The organism is Kitasatospora sp. LaBMicrA B282 (genome assembly GCF_050325825.1).
In the GTDB taxonomy this organism is placed as follows: domain Bacteria; phylum Actinomycetota; class Actinomycetes; order Streptomycetales; family Streptomycetaceae; genus Kitasatospora.
The window spans coordinates 1-5207 of sequence record NZ_JBNQTI010000296.1 but is presented as its reverse complement, the minus strand read 5'-3'; the positions used below and the strand labels follow the sequence as shown (position 1 = coordinate 5207).

Sequence of the window (5207 nt, the reverse complement as noted above, 5' to 3'; positions counted from 1 at the left end):
GTCCGCGGCCCGGCCCGGCCCGTCCGGCCGCCCCCCGGCCCGGTCCGCCGCGGCCCGGTCCGCGGCCGCAGATCCCCAAGCCCGGTCCGCGTCCCGCGCCGGCCGGTCCGACCGTCCAGCTGGTCCGGGCCGCTCCCGGCGATGCGCTGGAGCGGGCCGACGAGTCGGTGGACCTGCTGCTGGAGTCGGGGCGCAACCCTGGCGACATCCTGGTGCTGACCGCTGGTCAGCCGCACCCGTGGCAGCAGCACGAGCTGTCCTTCGGTGCGGAGCGGTACTGGGCGCAGCTCGCGGAGGGCGGTGACGTCTTCTACGCGGACCTGGCGACCATGCGGCCGGCCCGGCGCGAGGTGGTGGTCCTGGTCCTGCCGGACGGCGGCACCGGGCGGGCGGCGCAGGCTGCCGAGAAGGCCGCGGAGAGGGCTGTGGAGAAGGCGCGCGGCTTTGCGGTCTCGCTGCTGGTGGTCTGCGGCGCGGGCCGGCCGTGCCGGGCGGTCGCTCGGCTGCTCGGCACGTTCACCCTTGGCAGCTCGGCTGTTCGGCACGTTCACCCTCGACTGTCTGGCTCGCGTGCCCTCGGCCGCTCGGCTCGCGCGCCCTCGGCGGCGGGTACCTCGCCCCCGTCGGCAAGGTGCCCGGGCGGTTCAGCGTGCCGCGTGCCGGGCCGGCTGCTGGCCCGCCGCGCTGCCGGCCGGCCAGCTGCGGGCCGGGCGCGCGTACTCGACCGCGGGTGCGCTGCTCGCGATGGTGCGCACCGGCAGTTCGGAGACCGTGTGCACCGGGCGCTCCGACCAGGAGCCGGAGTGCGGGGTGCGCCCCGAGCGGCCGTCGCCGAGCACCTGCCAGCCGGCCGCGGTGAGCGAGACGTAGGCACCGCAGCGCAGGCCGTGCAGGGCGGCGGCGTCGCGCAACGCCCACATCCAGGCGCCGTCCAGCTCGGTCCAGCCGGACGCGCCGTCACGGCAGCTGAGCAGCACGGCGGTCCGCCGCGGCGCCGACAGTCGCAGGTCGTGCGGGGTGACCTGGCGCAGGTTGCCGAGCAGCGCGTTGCGCAGCAGCCAGCCGTCGGTGATCTGCGCCCGGGGGGTGACGGAGGCGGAGGCGACCACCCGGTGCTCGACGTCGAGCACGCCGATCACCGTGGTGCCCGGTGGTGGCAGGTGGCGCTGGTGCAGGTCGATGACCAGCTCGCGCGGGTCGCGCAGCAGTGGCACGCCGGCGCTCGACCAGCTCTCCAGGTCGATGCATCGGCCCGTGGCGGAGGAGAGCAGACCGTGGTCCACGCCGTGGATCATCGTTCTCCTTCCCGGCCCGTGGCTGCGCGGGCACGTGAGTACGCCGAATTCCGGTCCGTCGGACCAGGCATCTGGGTACGCTGCAATTCTCACGGCAGACGACCGGGGCGGCAACGATGAAATGATGAATGCCGCCCGAAAGCCGGGGATCTGCCGGATATATTCCCCGGATGGCTCAAGCAGCCCTCGGCCTCCCAGGACCAGGCGTGTCAGCCAGGATCAGGAATGCCTCCCCGAACCGCGAATGCCGTCACGGACCAGGAATGCCGGCCAGGCCCACACGTGTCAGCCGGGCACAGGGACCGCAGCGCCACCCGGAAGCGGCCCGCGGTCACCCCTGAACCGCCAGGACCAGGGGCAGCACGGCTTCCGCACCGGCGCGGCGCAGCAGCCGGGCGGCCACGGTCACCGTCCAGCCGCTGTCGACCAGGTCGTCCACCAGGAGCACCGGGCCCGGGGTGTCGGCCAGCGCCCGGCTCAGCTCGGGCGACAGGACCAGGGCCCCGGCCAGTGAGTTCAGCCGCTGGGCGCTGTTGCTGCGGGCACCGTGCGGTGGTCGGCCCTCGACGTACTCGATCCGTCCGAGCAGCGGCAGCCGGCCGATCTGGGCGATCCGCGCCCCGAGCGAGCCGACCAGTTCGGGTCGGCCCGCGGAGGCCATGGTGACCACGCCGACCGGCCGGGCGGTCTCCGGCTCGCTGCCGGCCCAGCCGCCCGGGCCCCGGGCCCAGTCGGCCAGCACGGTGACCAGTGCGTCCAGGACGTCGGAGGGGACCGGGCCGTCCGGTGCGTCGTCGGCCAGCATGGTGCGCAGGCGCCCGCCCCAGCCGATGTCGGAGAGCCGACCGAGCGCGCGGCCGACCTGGGCCTGCTCCTCCTGCGGGATCCGCCCCTTGAGCGGCACCCCGAGCGCCTCCATCCCGGTGGGCCAGAGCCGGCGGGGCTCGAAGCTGACCCCGGGCCGGCCGAGCGCGGCCCGAGCAGCCTCCAGCGCCTGCGGCGAGACCGACTCGCTGTGGCGCGGGCCGGCGCAGTTGTCGCAGCGGCCGCACGGCGCCGCCTGCTCGTCGTCCAGCTGGCGGCGCAGGAAGTCCATCCGGCAGTGCCGGCCGGTGGCGTACTCGCGCATCGCCTGCTGCTCCTCGGACCTGGCCCGGGCCACCTTGGCGTAGCGCTCGCCGTCGTAGACCCAGGGCTGCCCGGTGGCCAGCCAGCCGCCGCGCACCCGCTGGACGGCGCCGTCCACGTCGAGGACCTTGAGCATGGTCTCCAGCCTGGCCCGGCGCAGGTCGACCCGCGCTTCCAGGGCAGCGGTGGAGAGCGGCCGGTCCGCTTCGGCCAGGGCGGCCAGGGTGCGCCGGACCTGCTCCTCCGGGGGGAAGCCGAGCGAGGCGAAGTACCGCCAGATCGCCTCGTCCTCCCGACCGGGCAGCAGCAGCACCTCGGCGCGGTCCACGCCGCGGCCGGCGCGGCCCACCTGCTGGTAGTAGGCGATCGGCGAGCCGGGGGAGCCGAGGTGGACCACGAAGCCGAGGTCGGGCTTGTCGAAGCCCATGCCGAGCGCGGAGGTGGCGACCAGTGCCTTGACCCGGTTGGCGAGCAGGTCGGCCTCGGCGGTGCGGCGTTCGGCGTCCTCGGTGCGGCCGGAGTAGGAGGCGACGGCGAAGCCCCGTCCGCGCAGGAAGTCGGTCACCTCTTCGGCGGCGGCCACGGTGAGCGTGTAGACGATGCCGGAGCCCGGGAGCTCGTCGAGGTGGTCGGCGAGCCAGCCGAGGCGGTGCGCGGGGTCGGGCAGGGTGAGCACCGCGAGGCTGAGGCTCTCCCGGTCGAGCGGGCCGCGCAGCACCAGGGCGCGGCCGTCGGTCCCGGTGGTGCCCAACTGCTCGGCGACGTCCTCGGTGACCCGGGCGTTGGCGGTGGCGGTGGTCGCCAGCACCGGGACGCCGGGGGAGAGGTCGGCCAGCATGGTGCGCAGCCGGCGGTAGTCGGGCCGGAAGTCGTGGCCCCAGTCGGAGATGCAGTGCGCCTCGTCGACCACCAGCAGGCCGGTGGAGGCGGCCAGCTTGGGCAGCACCTGGTCGCGGAAGTCGGGGTTGTTCAGCCGCTCCGGGCTGACCAGCAGGATGTCCACGCTGCCGGCCGCGACCTCGGCCTGGATCTCGTCCCACTCCTGCGGGTTGGCGGAGTTGATGGTGCGGGCGTGGATGCCGGCCCGGGCGGCCGAGTCCACCTGGTTGCGCATCAGGGCGAGCAGCGGGGAGACGATCACCGTGGGACCGCTGCCGGCGGCGCGCAGCAGGGCGGTGGCGATGAAGTAGACGGCGGACTTGCCCCAACCGGTGCGCTGGACGACCAGCGCCCGGCGGCGGTCGACCACCAGGGCCTCGATGGCCGACCACTGGTCCTCGCGCAGCCGGGCCGCGGGCCCGGCGAGCTCGCGGAGCACCGCCTCGGCACGCTCGCGCACGGCGGCGCGGTCGGGCGCGGCGAAGTCACCGGCGATCCGCTCCGGGGCGGGAGCGAGGCCGTGGTCGTGGGTCCCGGCGGTGGGCACTGGCTGGTCGTCCATGCCGTCTATGTAACCCTGCCGCACTGACGGGGGGCGAACCGCCGGCCGCGCCTGTGGACAACTCGGCGGGTGCTCGGTCGGGTTGTCCACAGGGCCGGGGTTATCCACAGGTTTCGAGCCGGTTCCGCGGGACGGTGCCGATCGGCGGCAGCCTGCCGCCATGACGCACTACGACCCGCACCCCGAGTCCCACCACCACCCCGCCGTGCCGCAGCTGCTCCGGCTCAAGGGTCCGTCCGACCTGGCCGCCATGCTGCCGTACCTGCTCGGCTTCCATCCGGACGACAGCATCGTCGTGGTCGGCCTGCACGGCTCGATGTACCGCCAGGGCAGTGCCATCCGGGCCGACATCCCGCCGGACCGGGCCGACTGGCCGGCCATCGCGCGTGACCTGGCCCGGCTGCTGCTCGAAGTCTCCCGGCAGCACGGTTCCCGGCCGGTCGCCGCCCTGCTCTACCTCTGCCGGGACCCGGAGCCCGGAGCCCGCCCGGTGCTGCGCCAGCTCCGCCCGCTCGCCGGCCTGTTCGGCGCGGTCTTCGGCGAGTTCGAGCTGCCGATCAAGGAGTCGCTCTGCATCTCCGGCGGTCGCTGGTGGTCCTTCCACTGCTCCGACCAGACCTGCTGCGGGCCCGCCGGGACCGCCGTGCGGCTCGGCCGGGACCCGGCCCCGGTGGTGGTCGCAGCCACCGTCGCCGGCCTGGCCCCGCGTGGCAGCCGCAAGGAGCTCGCAGCGGAGCTCACTCCGTTCGGCCCGCCCGTGGCCCGGGGCCAGCGCCACGCGCTGGAGCGCGAGTTGGGCCGGCTGGCGGCGAGCCTGGCCGAGCCGGGTGGCGAGGAGCGCGAGCAGGAGCGGGTCGAGCGGCTGGTCGCACGGGCGATGGCCGAGTCCCGGGGCGGGCCGCCCGAGCTGGACGAGCAGCGCGTCGCCCAGCTGATCGTCGGCCTGCAGAACCGGGGCAACCGCGACCGCGCCGCCGAGTACTCCGAGCCGGACGAGCTGGCCACCGCCCAGCACCTGTGGCGCTTCCTGGCCCGCCGCTGCGTGCCGCCGTTCGAGGAGTTTGCGAAGGCCCCGCTGACGCTGCTGGCCTGGACCTGTTGGCTCTCCGGTGACCTCGCCACCAGCCGGGTGGCCCTCGGCATGGCCCTCGACCGGGACCCGACCTACACCCTGGCCGACCTGCTCTACCACTCGGTCAACGGCGGCATGGAGCCCGACGCCCTGCTGGCCGTGGTCCGCACCGAGCGCCTCCGCCGGGCGGCCGGGTCCGGCCTGGGCGGGGCCGTGGCGCCCGAGGAGGACGGGCTGCCCGACCCGGGCGGGCCGCCGGGCGGGCCGGGCT

Annotated in this window: 4 protein-coding genes; 1 reads left to right on the top strand and 3 read right to left on the bottom strand. The window is 75.5% G+C overall.

The window, feature by feature from the left end; genetic code table 11:
- Window positions 1-310 precede the first annotated feature (310 nt).
- From ACQRUO_RS38465 to ACQRUO_RS38455, 3 genes are all read right to left on the bottom strand, one after another.
- Window positions 311-514, bottom strand: coding sequence for a hypothetical protein (locus ACQRUO_RS38465; RefSeq protein ID WP_428320831.1), 204 nt, complete (start codon window positions 512-514; stop codon window positions 311-313).
- Between the two features lie 130 nt (window positions 515-644).
- Window positions 645-1295 (bottom strand): hypothetical protein, encoded by a 651-nt coding sequence (locus tag ACQRUO_RS38460; RefSeq protein WP_428320830.1) that lies wholly within the window; start codon window positions 1293-1295, stop codon window positions 645-647.
- Between the two features lie 331 nt (window positions 1296-1626).
- Window positions 1627-3864: a RecQ family ATP-dependent DNA helicase gene (locus ACQRUO_RS38455; protein ID WP_428320829.1), complete on the bottom strand. Its 2238-nt coding sequence runs from the start codon at window positions 3862-3864 to the stop codon at window positions 1627-1629.
- 160 nt (window positions 3865-4024) lie between these two features.
- On the opposite strand from ACQRUO_RS38455, the gene ACQRUO_RS38450 reads away from it, so the two are divergent.
- On the top strand, window positions 4025-5207 hold a 1183-nt coding region (locus ACQRUO_RS38450), incomplete at its 3' end, for a DUF4192 domain-containing protein (RefSeq protein ID WP_428320828.1).

Coding starts and splice junctions, on each gene's coding strand:
- ACQRUO_RS38460 (WP_428320830.1), bottom strand. CDS start 1,295: ATGATCCACGGCGTGGACCACGGTCTGCTCTCCTCCGCCACGGGCCGA.
- ACQRUO_RS38455 (WP_428320829.1), bottom strand. CDS start 3,864: ATGGACGACCAGCCAGTGCCCACCGCCGGGACCCACGACCACGGCCTC.